20 protein-coding genes and 1 pseudogene are annotated in these 23,638 nt (G+C 60.5%); 16 read left to right on the plus strand and 5 right to left on the minus strand.

Annotated elements, in window-relative coordinates:
- Nucleotides 1–81 precede the first annotated feature (81 nt).
- On the minus strand, nt 82–1,302 hold the full coding sequence (locus ACQKKX_RS01580; protein ID WP_427568148.1) for an NAD-dependent epimerase/dehydratase family protein: 1,221 nt from the start codon (nt 1,300–1,302) through the stop codon (nt 82–84).
- Nucleotides 1,303–1,420: 118 nt separating this feature from the next.
- Here ACQKKX_RS01580 and ybgC point away from each other — a divergent pair, with 118 nt between their 5' ends.
- Nucleotides 1,421–1,870: a tol-pal system-associated acyl-CoA thioesterase gene (gene ybgC / locus ACQKKX_RS01585; RefSeq protein WP_427568149.1), complete on the plus strand. Its 450-nt coding sequence runs from the start codon at nt 1,421–1,423 to the stop codon at nt 1,868–1,870.
- A 107-nt stretch (nt 1,871–1,977) separates the two neighbouring features.
- Here the strand turns inward: ybgC and ACQKKX_RS01590 are convergent.
- Nucleotides 1,978–2,223: pseudogene (locus ACQKKX_RS01590) on the minus strand (DUF4760 domain-containing protein); the annotation flags it as partial.
- A gap of 716 nt (nt 2,224–2,939) precedes the next feature.
- Between ACQKKX_RS01590 and tolQ the strand changes: the two are divergent.
- The 11 genes from tolQ (at nt 2,940) to ACQKKX_RS01645 (ending at nt 15,190) form a co-directional block, all read left to right on the plus strand.
- Entirely contained in the window at nt 2,940–3,659 is a 720-nt protein-coding gene (tolQ, locus tag ACQKKX_RS01595; protein WP_427568151.1) for a protein TolQ, read from the plus strand.
- 35 nt (nt 3,660–3,694) lie between these two features.
- A complete protein-coding gene (gene tolR / locus ACQKKX_RS01600) occupies nt 3,695–4,153 on the plus strand; it encodes a protein TolR (RefSeq protein WP_427568153.1) in 459 nt (152 codons plus the stop codon).
- 10 nt (nt 4,154–4,163) lie between these two features.
- Nucleotides 4,164–5,294, plus strand: a complete 1,131-nt coding sequence (locus ACQKKX_RS01605) for a hypothetical protein (RefSeq protein ID WP_427568155.1) — start codon at nt 4,164–4,166, stop codon at nt 5,292–5,294.
- Nucleotides 5,295–5,328: 34 nt separating this feature from the next.
- Nucleotides 5,329–6,636: a Tol-Pal system beta propeller repeat protein TolB gene (gene tolB / locus ACQKKX_RS01610; protein ID WP_427568157.1), complete on the plus strand. Its 1,308-nt coding sequence runs from the start codon at nt 5,329–5,331 to the stop codon at nt 6,634–6,636.
- A 203-nt stretch (nt 6,637–6,839) separates the two neighbouring features.
- Nucleotides 6,840–7,376 carry a peptidoglycan-associated lipoprotein Pal gene (gene pal, locus ACQKKX_RS01615; RefSeq protein ID WP_427568159.1) on the plus strand — a complete coding sequence of 179 codons (537 nt, stop codon included), beginning with the start codon at nt 6,840–6,842 and terminating at the stop codon, nt 7,374–7,376.
- Between the two features lie 227 nt (nt 7,377–7,603).
- Complete coding sequence (gene ybgF / locus ACQKKX_RS01620; RefSeq protein WP_427568160.1) at nt 7,604–8,623, plus strand: tol-pal system protein YbgF; 1,020 nt, start codon at nt 7,604–7,606, stop codon at nt 8,621–8,623.
- A gap of 70 nt (nt 8,624–8,693) precedes the next feature.
- Entirely contained in the window at nt 8,694–10,037 is a 1,344-nt protein-coding gene (gene tilS, locus ACQKKX_RS01625; protein WP_427568161.1) for a tRNA lysidine(34) synthetase TilS, read from the plus strand.
- Nucleotides 10,038–10,159: 122 nt separating this feature from the next.
- On the plus strand, nt 10,160–12,094 hold the full coding sequence (ftsH, locus tag ACQKKX_RS01630) for an ATP-dependent zinc metalloprotease FtsH (RefSeq protein ID WP_427568163.1): 1,935 nt from the start codon (nt 10,160–10,162) through the stop codon (nt 12,092–12,094).
- Between the two features lie 121 nt (nt 12,095–12,215).
- Nucleotides 12,216–12,506, plus strand: a complete 291-nt coding sequence (locus ACQKKX_RS01635) for a hypothetical protein (RefSeq protein ID WP_427568165.1) — start codon at nt 12,216–12,218, stop codon at nt 12,504–12,506.
- 246 nt (nt 12,507–12,752) lie between these two features.
- Complete coding sequence (glmM, locus tag ACQKKX_RS01640; RefSeq protein WP_427568167.1) at nt 12,753–14,105, plus strand: phosphoglucosamine mutase; 1,353 nt, start codon at nt 12,753–12,755, stop codon at nt 14,103–14,105.
- A 245-nt stretch (nt 14,106–14,350) separates the two neighbouring features.
- Nucleotides 14,351–15,190, plus strand: coding sequence for an outer membrane protein (locus tag ACQKKX_RS01645; protein ID WP_427568169.1), 840 nt, complete (start codon nt 14,351–14,353; stop codon nt 15,188–15,190).
- 179 nt (nt 15,191–15,369) lie between these two features.
- Here ACQKKX_RS01645 and ACQKKX_RS01650 read toward each other — a convergent pair whose 3' ends face one another.
- Nucleotides 15,370–16,008, minus strand: coding sequence for an outer membrane protein (locus ACQKKX_RS01650; protein ID WP_427568171.1), 639 nt, complete (start codon nt 16,006–16,008; stop codon nt 15,370–15,372).
- A 712-nt stretch (nt 16,009–16,720) separates the two neighbouring features.
- Nucleotides 16,721–17,365 carry an outer membrane protein gene (locus ACQKKX_RS01655; protein WP_427568172.1) on the minus strand — a complete coding sequence of 215 codons (645 nt, stop codon included), beginning with the start codon at nt 17,363–17,365 and terminating at the stop codon, nt 16,721–16,723.
- Nucleotides 17,366–17,847: 482 nt separating this feature from the next.
- Here ACQKKX_RS01655 and ACQKKX_RS01660 point away from each other — a divergent pair, with 482 nt between their 5' ends.
- From ACQKKX_RS01660 to ACQKKX_RS01675, 4 genes are all read left to right on the plus strand, one after another.
- Nucleotides 17,848–19,029 carry a phosphoserine transaminase gene (locus tag ACQKKX_RS01660; RefSeq protein WP_427568174.1) on the plus strand — a complete coding sequence of 394 codons (1,182 nt, stop codon included), beginning with the start codon at nt 17,848–17,850 and terminating at the stop codon, nt 19,027–19,029.
- Nucleotides 19,030–19,112: 83 nt separating this feature from the next.
- The gene (serA, locus tag ACQKKX_RS01665; protein WP_427568176.1) at nt 19,113–20,708 is read left to right on the plus strand and encodes a phosphoglycerate dehydrogenase; all 1,596 of its coding nucleotides are present in this window, start codon (nt 19,113–19,115) and stop codon (nt 20,706–20,708) included.
- A 217-nt stretch (nt 20,709–20,925) separates the two neighbouring features.
- Nucleotides 20,926–21,291, plus strand: coding sequence for a helix-turn-helix domain-containing protein (locus tag ACQKKX_RS01670; protein ID WP_427568177.1), 366 nt, complete (start codon nt 20,926–20,928; stop codon nt 21,289–21,291).
- Nucleotides 21,288–22,568 carry a type II toxin-antitoxin system HipA family toxin gene (locus tag ACQKKX_RS01675; RefSeq protein ID WP_427568179.1) on the plus strand — a complete coding sequence of 427 codons (1,281 nt, stop codon included), beginning with the start codon at nt 21,288–21,290 and terminating at the stop codon, nt 22,566–22,568. Before ACQKKX_RS01670 ends, ACQKKX_RS01675 begins: the two co-directional genes overlap by 4 nt.
- A gap of 259 nt (nt 22,569–22,827) precedes the next feature.
- Here ACQKKX_RS01675 and ACQKKX_RS01680 read toward each other — a convergent pair whose 3' ends face one another.
- Nucleotides 22,828–23,589 (minus strand): SDR family NAD(P)-dependent oxidoreductase, encoded by a 762-nt coding sequence (locus tag ACQKKX_RS01680; RefSeq protein ID WP_427568181.1) that lies wholly within the window; start codon nt 23,587–23,589, stop codon nt 22,828–22,830.
- Between the last annotated feature and the right edge of the window lie 49 nt (nt 23,590–23,638).

Raw genomic sequence — 23,638 nt, forward strand, 5'->3', positions numbered from 1 at the left:
TGCTCTTCAGCGTGCTTGATCCTCGGTACAAGCCCGAGGATGACGGAGCGGGGAACTCTGGTTCCCCAGCGCATGGTCTTCTTACGAAACCGACTTCAGTCTCTTGCCTTCCGGATCATGCTCGATCTTGGCGGCGATGTCCTTGGTCCATGCGGACACGGCCGGAACGCGGCTGCGATCGACACGATAGGCGTATTTCTTCGCAACGTCGACGATTTCCGCCAAAAGGCCTTCGCCAAGCGTGGTCGGCTCAAGGCCGAGGCCCATGAACTTGTCGTTCCTGACAACCAAATCGTTTTCCGCCGCTTCCTTGCGGGGATTGGGCAGCCAGGCGATCTCGGTGCCGCTCATTTTCGAGATCATTTCGGCCAGATCGCGCACCCGGTGGGTTTCGGTCATCTGGTTGAAAATTTCGACCCGGCTGTTTTTCGCCGGCGGATTGTTGAGCGCGATCTCGATGCAGCGCACCGAATCCTGAATGTGGATGAAGGCGCGCGTCTGGCCGCCGATGCCGTGAACGGTAAGCGGATAACCGATCGCCGCCTGAATGAGGAAACGGTTGAGCACGGTGCCGTAATCGCCGTCGTAATCGAAACGGTTGATCAGTTGCTCGTGGCGGCGCGTCTGCTGCGTATGCGTGCCCCAGACGATGCCCTGATGCAGGTCGGTAATGCGCAACCCGTCATTCTTGGCATAGAAGGCAAACAGCTGCTGATCTAGCACCTTGGTCATGTGATAGATCGAGCCGGGATTGCCGGGATAGAGGATTTCCTGCGACATCGTGCGGCCGTCCATCGTTTCGATGCCGACCGGCAGATACCCTTCCGGAATAGCGGCGCCGACGGTGGAATAGCCGTAAACGCCCATTGTGCCGAGATGAACGAGATGTGCGTCGAGATCGAGTTCGACCAGCGCGTTCAGCACGTTATGGGTGGCGTTGACGTTGTTGTTGACGGTATAATTCTTGTGGCGGTCCGACTTCATCGAATAGGGGGCGGCGCGCTGTTCAGCGAAATGCACGATCGCATCCGGGCGGTTTTTCGCCAGCCAGCCCTTCAGAAGCTCGTAGTCCTTGGCGATGTCGATCAGGTTGAAATGGATGCGGCGGCCCGTCTCGTTGTGCCAGATGCGGGTGCGCTCCTGAATCGAATCCATCGGCGTCAGCGATTGCACGCCAAGCTCGGTGTCTATCCAGCGGCGGGAAAGGTTGTCGAGGATATGGACGTCGTGTCCGGCATCCGACAGGTGAAGGCAAGTCGGCCAGCCGACAAATCCGTCGCCGCCCAGAACTGCAATCTTCATGGTGATGTCTCTCCGCTGGTTTTGACGAAAATTCCTGATAGGGAAGTTTCATGACAGGCAATAGGCGTGATCTCTCTCCCTTATGAAGGGTTCAAGATGAAAATTCCAAGGCAAATACATGACTGAGCACAGTTTTTCGCTTTCAGGCGATCTCACCGAACATGGTCACAAGCTCGTGCAGCGGGTCTATTACGAGGACACCGATTTTTCCGGCCTGATCTATCACGCCCGCTATCTGCATTTTCTCGAGCGCGGCAGGTCAGACTATCTGCGCTGCCTCGGATGCGAGCAGAGCGCGCTGATTTCCGTTGATGATGAAGGGCTGGTTTTCGTGGTCCACCGTATGGAGATCGATTTCAAACAGCCGGCGCGCATGGATGACGTGATCACCATCCAGACAATCACGGAAAAGGCCGGAGGCGCGAAGATGGTGCTCAATCAGGAAATCCGCCGTGGCGAGACGCTGCTGATTTCAGCAAAAGTGGTGATTGCGGTGATCAACAAACACGGTCGCCCGAGACGTCTGCCGGAGACGATTGCCGAGAAGTTTCTGGGGAAGGCGGAGTAGGGCTCAGGTGGGCAAAGGAGACGCTTCCCACCGGTGAACGAGCTACTCAAACTCCGGTAGATTCGGTCGCTACCGGCTTTCGTTCTGACCGCATAAATGTACGGGCTGAGGACCTTGAAGTCGCGTATCATGGTTGATCGATGCCACTGCTTGACGAATTCCTCGTCGATGACGTTCTGTTGAATGGCGATGGCCGTCAGTTCGTAATCATTCATGATGTTGCGAAGCGCCTCGCAATAGGCTTTCGCCTCGGCAAATTCATGGTCGTCCGGCAGAACGAAATGGCTTGGATCGAGACCTTTTCGCTGAATGGTGAGGTAGGTCTCGCGGCGGCGATGTAGTCTTTGTGCCATGGCTTCCTGGCGATGGAATCGTAGGCTGCCTTGACTTTGGCATTGCGTGTCTGCGCTTCGATGGAAAAGCTTGTAAACAGAAAGCCACCGAGCATGGCGGTCAATGCGCTGATGAGAACGGCTATCGGGGGAAGAATCCCCTGATAGAAGGTCATGGCGGCAGGATAAAAAGTCTGCAGATAAAGAAAGGCAGCACCGGCGATCAACGGCGGCGCGGCGACTGCGGTAAACGCTGGCCGGCTCAAGCGGTGGCTACCGATCTTCATTTATTTGCCGATAACGCCGCCCCAGCCTTCACGAGCAATCTTTCGATACTTCAACATCGTAGGCCTCCTGATCGTTCGAGTACCCTGCTTTAACGATATGGGATGGTAGTGTTTCCTATCCGAAATGCGACCGGTTTCGTTCGGGGCGGATTTCAGCTCAATCACGTCATCTTTCTCCCTCGCGCGATTTTTACGAGTCATCCCAAAGGCATGGCCGCGTTCTCTGTAACCCTTTATTAACGATAATCATGTCTTACTCAGGCGTGAGGAATTTGTGCGATGCACGCCTTCCTTTGACCAAATTTGAAAGCGAGAAGCCAAGCTGAAAACCTGGGGCATCTGGGTCAGTCGGTTTCTTTAGCGAACGGACACATACTCGCGAAAGCGCGCTTTTGAACCCGCCCGGTCTTTGAACGAGCCGGGCGTTTGGATTCGGGGATTGAGAATTAGATGGAACAGGTAGCTTTGGAAGCCGCGACACATGATGTCAGTCTGTGGGCGCTGTTCATGCAGGCCGGCTTTATCGTCAAGCTGGTGATGATCGGCCTTTTGTTCGCCTCGGTTTGGACATGGGCGATCGTCATCGACAAGTACATCAACTTCGCTAAGGCTAAGCGCCAGTTCGATCAGTTCGAGCAGGTATTCTGGTCCGGCCAGTCGCTGGAAGAACTCTATCGCACCCTGTCCGATCGTCAGAATGTCGGCCTTGCCGCCATCTTCGTATCCGCCATGCGCGAGTGGAAGAAAAGCTTCGAGCGCGGCGCCCGTTCGCCGATCGGCCTGCAGATGCGTATCGACCGCGCCATGGACGTAACGCTGGCGCGCGAATCCGAAGGTTTCGAAGCCCGCCTTGGTTCGCTCGCCACCATCGGTTCGGCCGGTCCGTTCATCGGCCTGTTTGGTACCGTTGTCGGTATCATGACCTCTTTCCAGGCAATCGCCGGTTCGAAGTCCACCAACCTCGCCGTCGTGGCCCCGGGTATCGCCGAAGCGCTGCTGGCCACCGCCATCGGCCTCGTCGCCGCTATCCCGGCCGTTATTGCCTACAACAAGTTCATGGGCGATGCCGGCAAGCTTTCGGCGCGGATGGAAGGTTTTGCCGACGAGTTCTCCGGCATCCTGTCGCGCCAGATCGATGAGAAGCTGCAGCCGCGCCAGGCGGCGCAGTAAATCCAACGGCGAAACGCGTTCAAGGAGCATAACCCATGGGCATGTCGGCCGGAGGTGCAAAAGGCGGTGGTGGCGGACGTCGCGGCGGTCGCCGTCGGCGTAGCGGTGGCGGCGCCATCAGCGAAATCAACGTGACGCCGCTGGTCGACGTCATGCTGGTTCTGCTTATCATCTTCATGGTTGCCGCACCGATGATGACCGTCGGCGTGCCAATCGACCTGCCGGAAACGCAGGCCAAGGCCATGAATTCCGATACGCAGCCGATCACCATTTCCGTCAACCCGGCGGGCGAAATCTATCTGCAGGAAACCCCGATCGGCATCGACGAAGTCGTGCCCAAACTCGAAGCCATTGCCACGACCGGCTATAACGAACGCATCTATGTGCGCGGCGATACCGCTGCCGCCTATGGCGTGGTGATGAAGGTCATGGCACGGGTCTCGGCTGCCGGCTTCAAGAATATCGGCCTGGTAACCCTGCAGGAAACGCAGTGATCGGGGTGCCATGAAGACCAGTCTCGGCACATCTTTTGTTCTCCACTCTGCGGCACTGGCACTTGCGCTGGTGTCCCTGGGCTCGCCTGCGCCCATGGAAGTGGCTCCCGTCGAGGCGCTGCCGGTCGATATCGTGCCGGTGGAATCGATCACTCAGATCCAGGAAGGCGACAAGAAGGCTCCCAAGGCCGAAAAATCCGCCCCCACGCCCACCAAGAAGCCGACCAATGTTCCCGATGCGCAAAACACCGGCGACAACAGCGTCGATCTGAAGAGCGCGCCGGTTCCGGTCGAACGCCCGGCAAAGACCGAGGCTGCGATGGCGCCGCCGAAGGTCGACAAGCCGATGCCGGAGACGGCGAAAGAGAACAACGACGTCAAGGACGTGGTGAAGGAGGAGACGGCGCCGAAGCCGGTCGAGACCGCATCGCTGCCGCAGCCCAAGCCGGAAATCCAGCAACCGACGCCGAAACCGCCGGAGCCGACGCCGGCGCCGACCGAGGCCAAGACTGAAGACGCACCGCTGCCCGACAGCGTGCCGCTGCCGGCTGCGCGCCCCAAGCCGGAGCCGCCGAAGGAACAGGCCAAGCCGGTCGAAAAGCCGCCGGAAAAGCCGGTCGAGAAGACCGAGACGAAGACGGCCGAAAAGACCCCGGAAAAGAAGCCGGCGGAAAAGAAGCAGGAGACCGCCAAGACCACCAAGGCGGGCGACAGCAAGTTCAACCCGGATGACATCGAGAACTTCCTGAACAAACAGGATGCGCCGAGCAGCGGTGCCAAGGCCTCTACCCAGACCGCGGCGCTTGGTGGCAAGAAGACGACGGGCGGCCAGAGCCTCAGCATGTCCGAAATGGATGCGTTGCGTGGCAAGATCCAGAACAACTGGTCGACCTTCGCCGGTGTCGAAGGCCTGCAGGGCATGATCATCACGGTCACCTTCAGTCTCGACGAAGGCGGCAATATTGTCGGCAGCCCGAAGGTTTCCTCAACGGGCGGATCGGATACGGCGCGCCGGACGATGGAGGCGAGTGCTCGCCGCGCCGTCTTGAAGTCGCAGCCCTTCAATGAGCTTCCTGCCGATAAATACGACACGTGGAGCGAGGTCATCGTCAATTTCGATCCCTCTGAATTCTCGCTCTAAACAGCTGAAAGCGTAGCTGAAAGGCTTAACTACCATGATGAAACGTTCTTTCATCCGTCTCGTGGTCGCTCTTGCGGGCATGGCCGTGATGTTTTCGACCCCGGTTCAGGCGGCGGTCACGATCAACGTCAACAAGGGCTCCGTTCAGCCGCTGCCGATCGCGATCACGGATTTCCTGTCCAATGATGCACTCGGTCCGCAGATTTCCCAGGTCGTGGCTGCCGATCTGCAGCGTTCGGGTCTGTTCGCGCCGATCAACAAGGCCGCGTTCATCGAGAAGATTTCCGATCCGAACAGCCAGCCGCGTTTCGAGGACTGGAAGGCAATCAATGCGCAGGCCATGGTCACTGGTCGGATCACCCGTGAGGCCGATGGTCGTCTGCGCGCCGAATTCCGCCTGTGGGATACGTTTGCCGGCCAGCAGATGACCGGTCAGCAGTTCTTCACCCAGCCGGACAACTGGCGCCGTGTCGCCCATATCATCGCCGATGCGATCTATCAGCAGATCACCGGTGAAAAGGGCTATTTCGATACCCGCGTCGTGTTCGTATCCGAAAGCGGCCCGAAGACTGCCCGTCAGCGTCAGCTGGCCATCATGGACCAGGACGGGTTCAACATCCGTCAGCTGACCAATGGCAAGGACCTTGTTCTGACGCCACGCTTTTCGCCGAGCCGTCAGGAAGTCACCTACATGTCGTTCGAAGGCGATCAGCCGCGCGTCTATCTGCTGCAGCTGGAAAGCGGCCGTCGCGAAGTGGTCGGCAATTTCCCCGGCATGACGTTTTCGCCGCGTTTCTCGCCGGATGGCCAGAAGGTGATCATGAGCCTTCAGCAGGAAGGCAACGCCAACATTTATACGATGGACCTGCGTTCGCGCACCACGACCCGCCTGACCAATACGGCTGCCATCGACACCGCGCCGTCCTATTCGCCGGACGGCCGCCAGATCACCTTTGAAAGCGACCGTGGCGGTCGCCAGCAGATCTATGTGATGAATGCCGATGGTTCGGGCCAGAACCGCATTTCCTTCGGCAACGGTTCCTATTCGACGCCGGTATGGTCTCCGCGCGGCGACCTCATCGCCTTTACCAAGCAGTCCGGCGGGAAATTCTCGATCGGCGTCATGAAGCCGGACGGTTCGGGTGAGCGTATCCTCACTGAGGGCTTCCACAACGAAGGCCCGACCTGGGCACCGAACGGCCGTGTGCTGATGTTCTTCCGCCAGAATGCCGGCGCCGGTGGCCCGCAGCTCTATTCGATCGATCTCACCGGCTATAACGAGCAGGCGATCAAGACACCGACATTCGCGTCCGACCCGGCGTGGTCGCCGCTGATGGAATAGCATGCGTTACGGGGAGGCGGGAAACCGCCTCTCTTCTTTCGTGCAGACCGGAGGCGATGTTTGCCTCTTTACCGCCGCAATGTCCTGAAAAAGCGCAGAAAGGGACGTTGCTTACGGATCGTTAACCATAACTGTTTGCCGTTGATTAACCGAGAAAGGTTATGGTCTGGCAACTGTAAAGTTTATCCAAGGAGAGACCGGCCATGAGCCGTATTGAGACCCCGGCGATGAGCCGCATGCAGACCCTTGCCCGTAACCCGGCCGTCATCGCACTGACGCTCGCTCTTGCTCTGGCCGGCTGTGCCAACAAGAAGAACATGCCGAACAATGCCGGCGATCTTGGCCTCAACGGCGGCGCCGGTGCGGCCACCCCGGGTTCGGCCCAGGATTTCACCGTCAACGTTGGCGACCGCATCTTCTTCGACACCGACTCGACCTCGATCCGCGCCGATGCGCAGCAGATCCTTGACCGCCAGGCCCAGTGGCTGCAGCGTTACCCGCGCTATGCCATCACCGTCGAAGGCCATGCCGACGAACGCGGCACGCGCGAATACAACCTGGCGCTCGGCGCACGCCGCGCTGCCGCCGCCAAGGAATATCTCGCATCGCGTGGCGTCCCCGCCAACCGCATGCGCACGATCTCCTACGGCAAGGAACGCCCGGTCGCCGTTTGCGACGACATTTCCTGCTGGTCGCAGAACCGTCGCGCCGTCACCGTTCTCGGCGGCGCCGGCATGTAATTTCCTGCCGCATCAGGCACGAAAGTTGAAGGCGGCCCTCGGGCCGCCTTTTTCGTTAGGGCCGTCCGCTGATCCCGGCGGAAAGATGCCCGGCAGAACCGGCTCCATTTGGCAATGAACGGCTCTTGTCTTAGTTTGGACGAACTCCCTTGTATTTTTGCGCCAGTTGGCAAAATGTCCGCGTGGCGCCAATCGGGCGTAGCGAAAGACGATTCGGGATCGACGATATGAAAAAACTCGCTTTGGCAGCGATGCTGGGGCTTGCGGCCGCAAGCGGCCAGGCGGAAGCGTTCGGGCTGCCGTTCCTCAAGGGCGGCAACGCGCCCGCGTCGCAAAGCCAGCAGCAGCCGCCGGTGGTAATGGCGCAGGCCGGCAATGAAGCCGTGCGCATCCAGCAGCTGCAGGAAGAGATCCGCCAGCTGAACGGTCGCATCGAGGAAATGAGTTTCCAGCTTCTGCAGATGCAGGAGCAGATCCGCAAGGCCCAGGAAGACAACGAATTCCGCTTCCAGGAGCTCGAGAAATCCGAAGGTGGCGGTGCCGCAAACCGTCCTGCCGTGGCTGCCGCCCCGGCAGACGCGCAAAAAAAAAACGATGAACTCAGCCAGATCATCGAACAAAACCCGGGGATGAACGGGCAGGGCGGGTCCATGTCGGCCCCGTCCGGCCAAAATTCGCGGCAGAATTCCGCCCCATCGACGGGCGCGCCGCCGCCGACCACGCTCGGTTCGATCGAGATGGACCAGTCGGGCATGCCCAAGGGTGCGACGATGAACCAGGGCGCCAATAACGCTTCGCGTTCCCTGCCTGGCGTCGATACGGGCGCGCCGGCTGGCCGAGGCGGCCAGCAGACGGCTGCGCTCGGCAACGAGGCGGACGCCTATCGCGCCGCCTATGGCCATGTGCTTTCGGGCGACTACAAGATCGCCGAGCAGGAATTTACCGCCTATATCGGCGCGCATCCCCGCACCGAGCGGGCCGCCGACGCGCATTTCTGGCTCGGGGAAGCGCAGTATTCCCAAGGCAAGTACAACGAGGCTGCAAAAACCTTTCTTGACGCCCACAAGGCGTTCGGCACATCCCCGAAGGCGCCTGAAATGCTGTTGAAGCTCGGCATGTCGCTTGCCGCCCTCGACAACAAGGAAACCGCCTGCGCGACGCTCAAGGAAGTCACGCGCCGCTATCCGAACGCGCAGCGTGCCGTCACCAGCAAGGTCGCCAGCGAGCAGAAACGCCTCGGCTGCTGATGAAGCGCCGCGCGCCGTGACGCCGTCGCTTCCCGTCACTGCCCGTCCCGCGGACGGCCGCCGACCGCTGATGTCGGTACTTTGCGAATTCCTGGAAACCATTCGAAAACCTGCGCATCTGCTGGTCGCCATTTCCGGGGGCAGCGATTCCACCGGTCTCCTGATCGGGCTTCATGCGTGCCTGTCGTCCTTCCCCGATATCCGGCTTTCGGCCGTCACGATCGATCATGCGCTGCGCCACGAGGCGGCAGAAGAAGCGCAGACTGTGGCACGGCTTTGCGCGGGGCTCGGCATCTTTCATGTCACGCGCCGCTGGGAGGGTGAAAAACCGGTCACCGGACTTGCGGCTGCGGCCCGCGAAGCCCGCTACACGCTGCTGTCAGCGATTGCCGACGAGATCGGCGCCACCGCGATCGTCACCGGTCACACCGCGGACGACCAGATCGAGACGGCGGTGATGCGCCGGGAACGCCGCAGCGGACTTGCCAGCCCGTCAGCGCAGCGCCCCGCCAATGCTGCCGCTCATCCGTCTCCTTCCGCCGTCGAAAACGAACCGCTCGATTTCCCGTCCCACGGTCTTGCGGGCATGGCCCGCGCGACCCTGCTTGATGGCCGGCACTGGATCCTGCGGCCGCTTCTTGCGACCGGTCGTGCCGATATCCGCGCGTTCCTGACGGCAAACGGTCGGGGCTGGATCGACGACCCCAGCAATCTCGATCGCCGTTCCGAACGCGTGCGGATCCGCCAGACACTGGCGGACGGAAACGCGCGCCTCGATGCTGAAACGATCGCAACCGCCGGGCGGATGAGGGCAGATCTGGCGCAGCGCGCCGCCGACTGGCTCGCCGCGCATGCCGCGGTGGAGCGTGCGATCGTTTGCCGGATCGATCCGGCCGGTCTGGCGGCGGATCCGGCCACCGTCCGTCATGCCCTCAGCGTGCTTGCCGCCGTGCTCGGTGGGCGTGCACATCTTCTGTCGCGCGATCATGCCGACGGCCTGATGAACTTTATGAAAGGCGGCGCGCCCGGGCGCATGACCGCCGGCCGGGTGGTGTTTGACCGCCGCCGCGATGGCCTGTTCCTGCTGCGCGAAAACCGCAACCTGCCGCATCTGCTGGTGGAGCCCGGCCAGACTGCGACCTGGGACAATCGCTTCCGTATCGAAAACCGCATGGCGCGCCCGGTCGATATCCGTGGGGGTGGCGAGGATGCCGTCTTCCGGTTTGCGCCGGACGGGATCGCAAACCTGGCAAAGCGAGTGACCCCGCATGTTGCGGAAGGGGACCGCGACGGGGTGATCGTGACGCCGCATCTTGCGCTGTTTGACCGGTTCCTCCCCGTTTTCGATCTGCCGCTTGCCAGCGCCACCGCCGTACTGATGGGCCGGCCGCCCTATTTATTGCCGCCGGTTTAACGCTTTGGCGCGGAAAACATGCCGGCGACCGGCGTGTCGCCTTGGCAACGGCCTGCCACAATCCTATGTTAGGGGCCAATAAAGGCGGCGGCCCAAAGCCGTCGTGCATATCGGGGAGTTCGATGAACCCAAATTTTCGTAATTTTGCTCTGTGGGCGGTCATCGCCCTGTTGCTGATCGCGCTGTTCAGCATGTTCCAGACCGCGCCGTCGCAAACGAGCTCCAGGGAAATTCCCTATTCGCAGTTCCTGAAGGAAGTCGATGCGGGCCAGGTGCGCGACGTCGTCGTGACCGGCAACCGCGTGCTCGGCACCTATACGCAGGGCGGCGCCGGCTTTCAGACCTATTCCCCGGTCATCGACGACCAGCTGATCCAGCGGCTGACGGAGAAGAATGTCCAGGTCGCCGCGCGTCCCGAGCAGGACGGTTCCTCCGGTTTCCTGAGCTATCTCGGCACGCTCTTGCCGATGCTGCTGATCCTCGGCGTCTGGCTGTTCTTCATGCGCCAGATGCAGGGTGGATCGCGCGGTGCGATGGGTTTCGGCAAGTCCAAGGCAAAGCTGCTCACCGAAGCGCATGGCCGCGTCACGTTTGACGATGTTGCCGGCGTTGACGAAGCCAAGCAGGATCTCGAGGAAATCGTCGAATTCCTGCGCGACCCCCAGAAATTCCAGCGTCTCGGTGGCCGTATTCCGCGCGGCGTGCTGCTGGTCGGCCCTCCGGGCACGGGCAAGACGTTGCTCGCGCGCTCGGTTGCCGGCGAAGCCAATGTGCCGTTCTTCACGATTTCCGGTTCTGACTTCGTTGAAATGTTCGTCGGTGTCGGTGCATCCCGCGTCCGCGACATGTTCGAGCAGGCGAAGAAGAACGCGCCCTGCATCATCTTCATCGACGAAATCGACGCCGTTGGCCGCCATCGTGGCGCAGGTCTCGGCGGCGGTAACGACGAACGCGAACAGACGCTCAACCAGCTTCTGGTCGAGATGGACGGCTTTGAGGCGAACGAAGGCATCATCCTGATCGCCGCCACCAACCGTCCCGACGTTCTTGACCCCGCGCTGCTGCGTCCGGGCCGTTTCGACCGTCAGGTCGTGGTGCCGAACCCGGATATCGTTGGCCGCGAGCGCATCCTCAAGGTTCATGCCCGCAACGTTCCGCTGGCGCCCAATGTCGACCTCAAGGTTCTTGCCCGTGGTACGCCCGGTTTCTCCGGTGCCGACCTGATGAACCTCGTCAACGAAGCCGCGCTGATGGCCGCGCGCCGCAACAAGCGCCTCGTCACCATGCAGGAATTCGAAGACGCCAAGGACAAGATCATGATGGGCGCGGAACGCCGCTCGTCTGCCATGACCGAAGCCGAAAAGAAGCTCACGGCCTATCACGAAGCCGGCCACGCCATCACGGCGCTCAAGGTTGCGGTTGCCGATCCGTTGCACAAGGCGACGATCATTCCGCGCGGCCGTGCGCTTGGCATGGTCATGCAGCTGCCGGAAGGCGACCGCTATTCCATGAGCTACAAGTGGATGGTATCGCGCCTCGTCATCATGATGGGTGGCCGTGTTGCGGAAGAACTGACCTTCGGCAAGGAAAACATCACGTCTGGTGCATCCTCGGATATCGAGCAGGCCACCAAGCTTGCCCGCGCCATGGTTACCCAGTGGGGCTTTTCCGACATTCTCGGTCAGGTCGCTTACGGTGAAAACCAGCAGGAAGTCTTCCTCGGTCACTCGGTGTCACAGTCCAAGAACGTGTCGGAATCGACCGCCCAGAAGATCGACAACGAAGTGCGCCGCCTGATCGACGAGGCCTATACCGAAGCCCGCCAGATCCTCACCGACCACCACGATGCTTTCGTGGCGATTGCCGAAGGCCTGCTTGAATACGAAACGCTGACCGGCGAGGAAATCAAGGCCTTGATCAAGGGCGAAAAGCCGTCGCGCGATCTTGGCGACGATTCCACGCCGAGCCGCGGTTCGGCCGTGCCCTCTGCCGGCACCCGCAAGGACGAGCCGAAGGGCGACGCGTCCGAAGGCGGGCTGGAACCGCAGCCGCATTGACATCGATGCGTGATTGAAATGGAGCCACCCTTGCGGACGTGAGGGTGGCTTTTTTCATAGGATAGGTCTGATTGCCGACTGCCTTTGTTGCCGGCCGGCGCGTTATCGAAGAAAGATCGACATGAAAAAGCTGCTCGTGCTCTCGCTGCTGTCCGCCGCTGTCGCCGGTTGCAGCAATACAGGCAATCCGGAATTCCGGGCCGTCGATTACGCGCCGAACATCCCGCCCATTGCCGGCAGCCTCCCCTATGGGCCGCAATCGAAGGGGCGCTACCGGGATCTTCCGGCAGGCCACACGTTCAATCGCGAGTTCATCGGCAGTTTCGGGAGCCGCGTCAGCGAACGCTACCGCGTCAACGCAGATGGCAGCCTCGACCTGCGCAGCCGCAGAATCTCGCCGATCAAGTTCTGACGTGTGACCAACTCGACCCTGTCTGCGCGGCGGAACCCGGTAACAGCATGTAATTTCCTTTGACGTTATTTTACGTGCCTCTCCCCACGAAGTGTGGCATGAGCCAGCCCGAAGGCCGCGCACGTATTAAGAGCAGTTTCCCATGAGGCGGAAGCCCATGACGCAAATGCTGGGAGCTTACAGCGGCCAGGACGAAGACACCGCGCCCGCCGCCCGACCGGTCCGGCGTAAACCCAAGGAGTTTTTATGACACGTCGCTATTTCGGCACTGATGGCATTCGCGGCCGGTCCAACGTGTTTCCGATGACGCCCGATCTTGCGATGCGCGTCGGCATTGCGGTCGGCACGCTGTTTCGCCGCGGCAGCCATCGCCATCGTGTCGTGATCGGCAAGGATACGCGGCTGTCCGGCTATATGCTGGAAAATGCGCTTGTGGCCGGCTTTACCGCGGCAGGTCTTGATGTTCTTCTGCTCGGGCCGATCCCGACGCCGGCAGTCGCCATGCTGACCCGCTCGATGCGTGCCGATATCGGCGTGATGATCTCCGCCTCGCACAATCCGTTCGAGGATAATGGCATCAAGCTTTTCGGCCCGGATGGCTACAAGCTGTCGGACGAGCTGGAAGGCGAGATCGAGGATCTGCTCGACAAGGATATCTATGCGCAGCTGGCAAAGCCGCATGAGATCGGCCGCGCCAAGCGCGTCGAGGGCGATATCTATCGTTATATCGAACACGCCAAGCGCACGTTGCCGCGCGATGTAACTTTGCAGGGACTGCGGATCGCCATCGATTGCGCCAATGGCGCGGCCTACAAGGTCGCGCCGCTGGCGCTGTGGGAACTGGGCGCGGAGGTCGTCACCATCGGCAACGAGCCGAACGGGACCAACATCAATCTCGATTGCGGTTCCACCAGCCCGAAAGCGCTGCAGAAAAAGGTGCATGAGGTGCGGGCCGATATTGGCATCGCGCTCGACGGCGATGCCGACCGTGTGATCATCGTTGACGAAAACGGCGAAATCGTCGACGGCGATCAGCTGATGGCGGTGATCGGCGAAAGCTGGGCCGAAAGCGGCGCGCTGCGCGGCAATGGGATCGTCGCCACCGTGATGTCCAATCTCGGCCTGGAGCGCTTTCTCGACGGCAAGGGCCTGTCGCTTGCCCGCACCAAGGTCGGTGACCGCTATGTCGTCGAACATATGCGCAACCACGATTTTAATGTCGGCGGTGAACAGTCCGGCCATATCGTGCTGTCGGATTTCGGCACAACCGGCGACGGTCTGGTGGCGGCGCTCCAGGTTTTGGCCTGCGTGAAGAAGCTCGATCGCCCGGTCAGAGAGATCTGCCGGCGCTTCGAGCCTGTGCCGCAGCTTTTGAAAAACGTGCGTTTCGCCGGTGGCAAGCCGCTGGAAGAAAGCATCGTCCGCCAGGCGATCGCCGATGCCGAGGCAGAGCTTGCCGGCAAGGGGCGTCTGGTCATCCGCCCGTCCGGAACCGAGCCGCTGATCCGCGTGATGGCCGAGGGCGATGACCGCGCCCAGGTGGAACGCATCGTCAATGGGCTGATCGGGATCATCGGCAATGTGCGCACGGCGGCGTGAGCCGAGCGCCTGACCTTCGCATCCCTTCTTGAATTCAGTTATGCTGAAATACAGTACGGCGACCCGGAACGGTCGCCGTTTTGCTGCGTCTGGCCAGTTGATCCATCGACTTTTACTATCAGCGCAACTAGAAGTGTTGACCTCTTATACTTAATGGCTCTTTAACCTTTATCGTTAATGATTGGCATGACACAGGCTGGGTGTGAGACCCGGCTTTCGGATATTCGAGCCCCGGAGTGGAAGCCATGAAGAAAATCCTGAGCGGTGCAATCGCCCTTCTTTTGGCGACGACTGCCGCCAATGCCGCAGACCTGTACCAGCCGCAGCCGGTTCTGGACAATGTTCCGGAAGTCGAGATCCAACAGTCGTCGAGCGGATGGTATCTGCGTGGCGATGTCGGCTATTCCTTCAACAAGCTGCGCGGCGCGCGCTATTATCAGGGCGGGTTTTCCGGCAACGAGGTGGATTTCGCCTCGTCGCGCATCGATGACAGCTTCGTGCTCGGCGGCGGTGTCGGTTATCAGTTCAACAATCACCTGCGCGGCGATGTGACCTTCGATCACCTGACGAAGACCGATTTCCGCGGCAGCACAATCGGTGTCTGCACGGGCGGCGTTGTCTGCTCGTCGAGCGACGCTGCGGCCTTCCGCGCCTATTCGCTGATGGCCAATATCTATGTCGATCTTGGAACCTACGCCTATTTCACGCCCTATGTCGGCGCAGGCTTCGGGGCCAGCTACGTGAAATGGGACAGGCTGCGCAACACGATCTGCGACGATCCGGGTGTTGCCGGCTGCTTCACGACGGAGCATGGCGGCAAGGGCAAATGGCGCGCCACGGCCGCGTTGATGGCCGGTGCGTCGGTCGACATCACCTGCAACCTGAAGGCCGATGTCGGCTATCGCTTCCGTTATGTCGATGGCGGCAACATGTTCGGCTATGCCGACAATGGCGGTCCGGGCCGCGACAAGGGCTTTTACAGCCATGAAGCCCGCGTTGGTGCACGCTATGCCTTTGGCGGTTGCGAACAGGCGCAGGTCATGGAGCCGGCAGAGGTTCCGATGCAGCCTCCCGTCTACAAGTAAGCGACTGCATCAGCGACTGTCGCTATGGTACAAGCAGGCCGCCTCTCATGGGGCGGCTTTCGCTATTTCGTCCGTTACCGGTTGCAGCATACGGACGACAAAAAGGGGCCGCAGGGGCCCCTTTTCGCCAGCGTCAAGGCACCCCCGCGGCGGAAGGGGAGCCATGACGAAGCGGAAAATCAGAATTTCACGCCGAGACCGACCTTGACGACGTCCTGGTCGAGCGCAACGTTGACGCCCCGGATGATGTCCTTGTCGCCGAAATCGTTGTGGCGGTATTCGCCGCGCACGAAAATCTTGTCGGTAACGGCGTAGTCGACACCTGCGGCAGCGGTCCAGCCGCTGAAGGTTTCGCTTTCCTCGCGACCGAGGAACTTGACGTAGCCATTGGTCATGGTCCAGCCGGCAGCGCCATAGACCATAAAGCGATCGAAGGCATAACCGAGACGGCCACGTACCGTGCCGGACCAGTCAGTACCCATGTCGGCGCCCAGAATGCGTTCCTCGTTGAAGTTGTAGTCGAAGTCGCCTTCGATACCGGCAACGAAGCCGTTGGAGAACTGCCAGTTATAACCGGCAAAGCCGCCGATCACGCCGCCGTCGAAATCCCGCGAGGCATCGACAATGCCGAAAAAGTCGGCCTTGCCTTCAAGCCAGCCGGCGCCGCCCTGAATACCGACATAAGCGCCGGTCCAGGTGAAGGCCGGCGATTCAATGGCGACGGGTGCGACAGGCACTTCATCGACCGCGTCGGCGGCCAAAGCGATGGTCGATGCGGAAAGCAGGAGGGCCGAAGCCAGCGAGGCAGTCTTGAACATGGTGAACTCCGTTAACTGATAACGAGGTTCTTAGGGCGCTCATCCGAGAAATGCCAAGGTAGAAATACGGTAAATAATCATTTAATTTCGCAAAAAGCGAATTATTCACAGGTAGTATAGCGAAAATTCGACTAACAAATATAATATTATCTATAAGTAATAAATATGAAATTCCAATTATGGCGTTTATACGGCGACAATGCGGCTTTATTATTGCATATGCCGTATTTTAGACTGATTTATTCTTGTTCGTCTACTGAATTTTGGGTGCTTGAGAATTTATTCTGTGAGGCGATTCGTCTGGGCCAATGGCTTTGGATGGTGAGGGCTTGGAGTGGTCAATGCGGCGGTTACCGCAGGGATGCGCGTTGCCAAACGCATTCGATATCCGAGCGCGCGCGGTAACGCCGATCCTTGCCGACGCCGGAGCTGGATGCTGCTCGTGGCCATAGGCAACATCCGCGGCCGAGGATGGAGGCCCGGTCGAGAAACGCGATTGTAGGGGCTGATGGCCGGGGGGAGGGAATGGGGGCTTCGCTCGGGCGCTGACGCGATCTTGCTGCATGGTCCTGCGCTGCGCGGCCGTGGTCAGGCCTGATGACGAGATTATCGACCCGTGTCGGGCACCATCGCGCTCGTTCATTCATGCACGCGCTGCGCCCTCAACAGAAAAGGGCCTCTCGCGAGGCCCTTTTCCAGCAGTCCGTCCGAATCAAAACCTGACGGCCAGACCAACCTTGACGATGCTTTGGTCGAAATCGACATTCATGCCGCGCACGATCTCCTTGCTGCCGAAATCGCTGTAGCGGTATTCGCCGCGCAGGAAGACCTTGTCGGTCAGTGCGTAATCGACACCTGCGCCGGCAGTCCAGCCGCTGAACATCTCGCTTTCGTCGACGCACGGGTATTCGATATGGCCCCTCGCCATCGTCCAGCCGGCGGTGCCGAACACCATCAGACGCTCAAATGCGTAACCCAGACGACCGCGGACCGAGCCGACCCAGTCGGTTCCGAATGTCTTGTGGCCGAACAACGTCTCGTCGTTGGAATTGTATTCGATATCGCCTTCGACGCCGACGACGATGCCGTTTGAGAACTGCCAGTTATAGCCGGCAAAGGCTCCGAACACGCTGCCGTCGAAATCCTGCTCGTCGCGATAGCGCCCGAATTTCTTATCTGCCGAAGCGTCAAGCCAGCCGGCGCCGCCGGACAGACCGATATAGGCGCCCGTCCAGGTAAAGGCCGGGCTATCGAACGTGGCGGGCGGCACCGCGCTCTGTTCGATAAGATCCGCCGAAAGGCCGAGCGCGGAGCTCGACAGCAAAATGGCCGAAGCCAACACGATGATTTTCTGCATCAGACACTCCGTTGATTGGATGACGGAGTTGGTAGGGAGCCATCCGCAGAAAATCCAAGGTAGAAATACCAATAATCTCCATTTCCCGCCGATTATACATGGTAAAATTTTAAGTTTATCGACTATGCTCTAGTATATTATTTATTATTAAAATTTGATCATGGGTATACTGCGGTTTTATTCTGGCAAATTGTGGTTTTAATCATGCGCAATTGATGCCCGCTTTGCGGCGCCGTCGCCACAATCTCGCGGATTCGCGTCAATTGTCGGTGGGTGCGTCAGGTCGTAGGCCGACTGGGAGGGGGCGGTGCTGGTTTCTGCCGACACGCTGCGGGCGCGACGGGAGGCGCTGCGGCCATCCAGCGCTTGGGTCAACCGCGATCGTTTCCGTTTGCCTCTTGCGAAATGCCGCCCTTTCCCATACAAGCGACGGCGGGACACCTCTCCCCAACGAGAGGCTAATTACCTGGAAGGGTATACATATGGCCAATGGCACCGCGAAGCCGGACGCACGTCCGAATAATGCTCATTTTTCTTCTGGCCCCTGCTCGAAGCGCCCCGGTTGGTCGCTCGACGCTCTCTCCGATGCCCCGCTCGGTCGTTCGCACCGCGCCAAGGTTGGCAAGGACAAGCTGGCACAGGCCATCAATCTCACCCGTGACGTTCTGAAGGTTCCGGCCGATTACCGCATCGGCATCGTTCCCGCATCCGACACCGGCGCCGTCGAAACGGCGATGTGGTCGCTGCTCGGCGAGCGTGGCGTCGACATGGTCGCCTGGGAAAGCTTTGGCGCCGGCTGGGTCACCGATGTCGTCAAGCAGCTGAAGCTCAAGGACGTCCGCAAGATCGAGGCCGATTACGGCCTGCTGCCCGACCTTTCCACGATCGACTTCGACCGTGACGTGGTCTTCACCTGGAACGGCACCACATCCGGCGTGCGCGTTCCCAACGCCGACTTTATCCCGGCGGACCGCAAGGGTCTGACCATCTGCGACGCGACCTCGGCTGCGTTTGCGCAGGACATGGACTTTTCGAAACTCGACGTCGTCACCTTCTCCTGGCAGAAGGTCCTGGGCGGCGAGGGTGGTCATGGCATGATCATTTTGAGCCCGCGCGCCGCCGAACGCCTCACCACCTATGTTCCGGCCTGGCCGCTGCCGAAGATTTTCCGCATGACGTCGGGCGGCAAGCTTTCCGAAGGCATTTTCAAGGGCGAAACCATCAACACGCCGTCCATGCTCTGCGTCGAGGACTATATCGATGCGCTCGAATGGGCAAAGACGGTAGGTGGCCTCGAAGGCTTGATCGCCCGTGCCGACGCCAATGCCAAGGTCATCTTCGATTTCGTCGAAGCCAATGACTGGATCGCCAATCTGGCTGAGGTCGACGAGACCCGTTCCAACACCTCCGTCTGCCTGAAGATCGTTGACGCCGACGTCGCCGCTCTCGATGCGGACGCACAGGCGGCTTTCGCCAAGGGCATGGTGTCGATCCTGGAAAAGGAAGGTGTCGCGCTCGACATCGGCGCTTACCGCGACGCACCGTCGGGTCTGCGCATCTGGGCCGGTGCCACGATCGAAACGGCCGACATGGCTGCCCTGATGCCGTGGCTGACCTATGCGTTCGAAACGCAGAAGGCCGCGCTCAACAAGGCCGCCGCCTGATTTTTTCGATTTCCGGTGCCGCCACCTAATGCGGCACCGCTCATACCGCATTCAGCACAAAACCCCTTTTAAGGAGCCCAAACATGGCACCTCGCGTACTCGTGTCCGACGAACTGTCGGAAACCGCCGTCCAGATTTTTCGCGATCGCGGCGTTGAAGTGGATTTCCAGCCGAAGCTCGGCAAGGACAAGGACAAGCTTGCCGAAATCATCGGCAATTATGATGGTCTCGCCATCCGCTCGGCCACCAAGGCAACCGAAAAGCTGATCGCTGCCGCGACCAACCTGAAGGTCATCGGCCGCGCCGGTATTGGTGTCGACAATGTCGATATCCCGGCGGCGTCCAAGCGCGGTATCATCGTCATGAACACCCCGTTCGGCAACTCGATCACCACGGCCGAACACGCCATCGCTCTGATGTTCGCGGTTGCCCGCCAGTTGCCCGCAGCCGATGCCTCGACGCAGGCCGGCAAGTGGGAAAAGTCGAAATTCATGGGTGTCGAAATTACCGGCAAGACGCTCGGCGTCATCGGCGCCGGCAATATCGGTGGCATCGTCTGCAAGAAGGCGATCGGCCTTGGCATGCATGTCATCGCTTACGATCCCTTCCTCTCGGTTGAACGCGCCAAGGAAATGGGCGTCGAAAAGGTCGAGCTGGAAGAACTGCTGCCGCGTGCCGATTTCATCACCCTGCACGTGCCGATGACCGACAAGACCCGCGGCATCCTGGGCGCCGAAAACCTCGCCAAGACCAAGAAGGGTGTTCGCATCGTCAACTGCGCCCGTGGCGGTCTGGTCGATGAGGCGGCGCTTGCCGAAGCCATCAAGTCCGGCCATGTCGCCGGTGCCGGTTTCGACGTGTTCGAAGTCGAGCCAGCAACGGAAAGCCCGCTCTTCGGTCTCGAAAACGTCGTCTGCACGCCGCATCTGGGCGCCTCCACCACGGAAGCCCAGGAAAACGTTGCTCTGCAGGTCGCCGAACAGATGTCGGATTACCTCGTCAAGGGTGCCGTCTCCAACGCCATCAACATGCCGTCGATCACCGCCGAAGAAGCGCCGATCCTGAAGCCCTTCATCAAGCTTGCCGACGTTCTGGGTGCTTTCGTCGGACAGGTTTCGGACGATCCGATCAAGGAAATCGAGATCCTGTTCGACGGCGCGACTGCGACCATGAATACTCGCGCCCTGACTTCGGCGCTGCTGGCCGGCCTGATCCGCAACCAGGTGGCCGATGTCAACATGGTTTCGGCGCCGATCATGATCAAGGAAAAGGGCATTGTTCTCTCCGAGGTCAAGCGCGACAAGACCGGCGTCTATGACGGTTACATCAAGCTCACGGTGAAGACCGAGAAGCAGACCCGTTCGGTAGCCGGCACCGTCTTCTCGGACGGAAAGCCGCGCTTCATCCAGATCAAGGGCATTAACATGGATGCCGATGTCGGCGCCAACATGGTCTACATCTCCAATACCGACGTGCCCGGCATGATCGGCTTCATGGGAACGACGCTGGGTGATGCCGGCGTCAATATCGCCAACTTCCAGCTCGGCCGTGAAGTCGGCGGCGGCGATGCCATCGCGCTCCTTTATGTCGATGGTCCGGTTGCGAAGTCCGTGCTCGACAAGCTGACCGCCAACCCGGCGATCAAGCAGGCTCGTCCGTTGGTGTTCAACGTCGAATAACCTGGCCGCCGGTCAACAAGATAACAGCAAGAACCTTTGAGGGGTCATGGAAAGGCCCGGTGCGTAAGCGCCGGGCCTTTCTTCATTCGGTCTAACGGGCAACAATTTACCGAATTCCGGCTATTCGCGGCGGTATATACGAAATTCCGCTTGTCGCTGGACGGACCGCCAGGTATACGGAATTCCGGTAGCTTTATTCTGATAACCGGAATTCCGTATGTTTATGTCCATTATGCGCTGCTTGCTGGACGATGTCGTGCGCGCCCGCCGTTTGCGCGGATGGACGCAGCAGGTGTTGGCAACGCGGGTCGGCCGTAGCGCCGCGCGCGTTTCGGAATTTGAGCGCGACCTGCGCAATCACCGTCTCGGCCGGGATCGTCTCGCGCTGTTCATTGAAATCTGCGACACGCTGGATGTCATGCCCGTCCTGGTGCCGGCCGACAAGATTGCCGCCGTGCGGGCGGTGATCGGCGCCACACAACCGGGCTCACCGCCCGCCGCCGTATCAAGCGCCTTCGACGATCTGTTTGTCGATCTGTCAGACGATGACGATGATGAGGAAGAGGGGGTCGGGGAGCGATGACCACCGCAACCGTTCTCGGCGTCCATCTTCTGTCTCCCGATGGGGCGCCCGTTCGGATCGGCACGCTGACCCGCGATCGTGACGGCGCGACGTCATTCGTTGTCTCGGAACCCTATCTGCGCGACCAGGATCGGTTGGTATTCAGCTTGAGCTGGCTTGTGCCCGGTGACGATGATGCGACGCGGGCAAGGCTTGCGGCACGGGGCGACAAGATCGGCATTCTCGGCAGCCTGCCGCCCTGGTTTGCCGGCCTGTTGCCGGAAGGCGCGCTGCGCGACCTTGTCATGGCCGAAATGGGTCCGGGCAACCATGACCAGTTCGATGTGCTGGTGCGTCTGGGAAGCGATCTGCCCGGCGCCGTGCTGGTTGCGCCGGAAACCGCCGTTCCGTCATCGGCCGGCGCGGTGGAAATGACGCGGCTTCACGGGATCGATCTTGCGCGACCGCAGCAGGCAATGATCAAGTTCTCGCTGGCGGGCGTGCAGCTCAAATTCGCGGCTGTGGCGATCGACGGGCGGTTGACGGTACCAGCGCGGGGAGAGGAGGGGCGCTGTATTCTCAAAGTGCCCACCGAGCATTACCCGCGCCTGCCCGAGGCAGAATTTGCGGCGATGAGCCTGGCCCGCCTGATCGGTGTCCATACCGCCAGTTGCCGGCTTGTTGCGACCGATGCTATCGACGGGGTTCCGCATGAATTCCTCAGGCACGGACCGCAGGCGCTTGTGGTCGATCGTTTCGACCGGACGGAGGATGGCCGGCGCATTCATATCGAGGATGGCGGCCAGATCGTTGGCGCGCTCGCAGAGCGCAAATACACGATGGGCACCTACGAGACCCTGTTCAACATGATCCGGCGTTTCAGCACCGACAGGCACGAGGATCTGTTCGAGGCCATGCGCCGTGCGGTGGCAGATGTGCTGATCGGCAATGGCGACAACCATCTGAAGAACTGGTCCTTCATCTTTCCCTCCCGCGGCGAAGTGCGTTTGTCGCCCGCCTATGACATCGTGCCGACGGTTCTGTTCAACCCGGCCGACCAGCTCGCGCTCAGATTTGCCGGAACGCACCGGTTCGAAAACGTCACGCTGCAACGGTTCCGCAGGATCGCCGACCATCTTGAGCTTGATGCGGGCCGCGTCGAAGCCGAGGTCCGGGCGACTGTCCGTCGGGCTCTTGAGATATGGCCCAGCACCGCTCCCACGCTTCTGGGTGATGCCGGTGCCGAAAAACTGCTGGCGCGCCTGGAGACGCTGTCACTTGTCCAGGAATGCCGATGATGGCCGAGGACGGCGACCGGACGGTGTCCCCCGCAGCAGTCAGAACTGGCGTCAGGCCAGATAGTTAGAACGCCCTTATTACATCGACGTGGCGGGCGCTTGGTGGGCAACGGCGATGCCGTCGCGCTCCTTTATGCCTGTGGTCCGGTCGGCCGGTCCGCGCTCGACAAGCTGACCGCCAACCAGGGGATGGCAGCAAGGCCCGGTGCGTATGCGCCGGGCCTTTTGTCGAGAAAAAGTGCGCGATACGCCGATTTGCTTAGCTGGCGAGGCCGCCTGCCATGTCGAACACGCTGCCGGACATGTAACCGGCATCCGGTCCAGCCAGGAAGCCCACGAACGCCGATACTTCTTCGAGCGTGGCAATGCGGCGGATAGCGTGCATGTCGAGAAAGGCGTCCGGTGCCGTCGTGCTGCCCAGCGCTTCGACCATCATGTCGGTCGGCATGGCACCCGGCTGGACGACGTTGACGGTGATGTTGCGGCGACCGAGATCGCGGGCGACGCCGCGCGCATAACCGTTGATGGCAGCCTTGGTGCCGGCGTAGTCCGCGACGCCTGGAATGAGCGCATGCGTGCCATTCAGCGAGCCGATAAAGATGATGCGGCCGCCATCGGACAGAACCGGCGCGGCGGCGCGTGTCGTGGCGACTGCCCCCATCACGTTGATCTGCCACTGCCGGTCGAGTGCGGCGGTGTCGAGATGAGGATCGTCGACCGTCTGTCCCTTTGCGACAACCGCGGCATTGTTGACGAGAATATCGAGCCTGCCGAAATGCGCGATGACGGCTTCGATCAGTGGCTTTGCCTGCGTTGTATCGGCCTGGTCGCTGCGGATTGCCAATGCCCGTACGCCCTTGGCCTTCAACTTTTCACTGACGGCGTCGGCCTTCTGGGACGAAGCAACATAGGTAATCGCCACATCGGCACCAAGATCAGCCAGCGTTTCTGCCGTAACCGCGCCAAGCCCCCGCGAGCCACCGGTCACCAACGCGACCTTGCCTTTCAACGAATCCGCCATCTGCGTTTGCCTCCGTAAAGGGACACGAGCCCCGGTTGAGTATTTCGTA

This window comes from Neorhizobium sp. NPDC001467 (assembly GCF_050275975.1).
Taxonomy (GTDB): domain Bacteria; phylum Pseudomonadota; class Alphaproteobacteria; order Rhizobiales; family Rhizobiaceae; genus Neorhizobium.